Below are 1,008 nucleotides of genomic sequence, written 5' to 3'. Positions count from 1 at the left end.
TGTGCTGTCCGGGGACGTTGGTGACAGGCGACACGCCTTTCAGGGCGCTTGAAGAAGGTGAGGGCCTTCTGGCTCGGTGGGGATTGCGACATCTACCGCCGAGTGCAGGAGGCCCTCGTGATCCACCGTAACGCCCCGCTGACACCGACCGGCAGGCTGCGTCTGGCCCGGTGCGTCGTCGACGACGGCTGGCCCTTGCGCCGGGCCGCGGAACGGTTCCAGGTCAGCCACACGACAGCTGCCCGCTGGGCCGGCCGCTACCGACGGCAGGGCCACGCAGGGATGAAAGACCGCACCAGCAGCCCCTGTCATCAGCCTCGCCGCACCCCCACCACAGTGGAGGAACAGGTCATCCGTCTGCGACGCGAGCATCGGATCGGCCCGCTACGGCTGGCCGCCCGTGCAGGCGTCGCCGCCTCCACCGCACACCGCATCCTCAAGCGCCACGGGCTACCGCCGCTGGCCGCAACCGACCGGGCCACCGGCGAGCCCATCCGCCGTTACGAACGCGCCCGGCCCGGCGAACTCGTCCACATCGACGTCAAGAAACTCGGCCGCATCCCCGACGGCGGCGGCCACAAATTCCTCGGCCGGGCCGCCGGACGCAAGAACCGCACCAGCACCGGATACGCCTACCTGCACACCGCACTCGACGACCACTCCCGCCTGGCCTACACCGAAGACCTGCCCGACGAGACCGCCCCGACCTGCGCGGCCTTCCTGACCCGCGCCACCGCCTGGTTCGCCCAGCGAGGCGTCACCATCGAGCGCGTACTCACGGACAACGCCTGGGCCTACAGCAAGAACACCTGGCGCGCTACCTGCCGTGACCTGGGCATCAGCCCCCGCTGGACCCGCCCGTGGCGACCTCAGACCAACGGGAAGGTCGAACGCTTCCACCGCACCCTGCTCGACGAATGGGCCTACCAACGGCCCTACACCTCAGACACCGAACGACAAGCAGCCTTCCCTGGCTGGCTGGACTGGTACAACTACCACCGACCCCAC

The 1,008-nt window shown here is 69.4% G+C and carries 1 protein-coding gene; it reads left to right on the top strand.

Going from position 1 to position 1,008, the window contains the following annotated elements; translation table 11 throughout:
* Positions 1-117: 117 nt before the first annotated feature.
* Positions 118-1,008: IS481 family transposase (locus IG62_RS0140900; protein ID WP_030816354.1), on the top strand; the 891-nt coding region annotated here is incomplete at its 3' end.

The sequence above is a fragment of the Streptomyces sp. NRRL S-337 genome (assembly GCF_000720175.1).
In the GTDB taxonomy this organism is placed as follows: Bacteria; Actinomycetota; Actinomycetes; order Streptomycetales; family Streptomycetaceae; genus Streptomyces; species Streptomyces siderophoricus.
The sequence above is the reverse complement of the archived record's forward strand: the minus strand, read 5'-3'. Positions and strand labels throughout refer to the sequence as shown.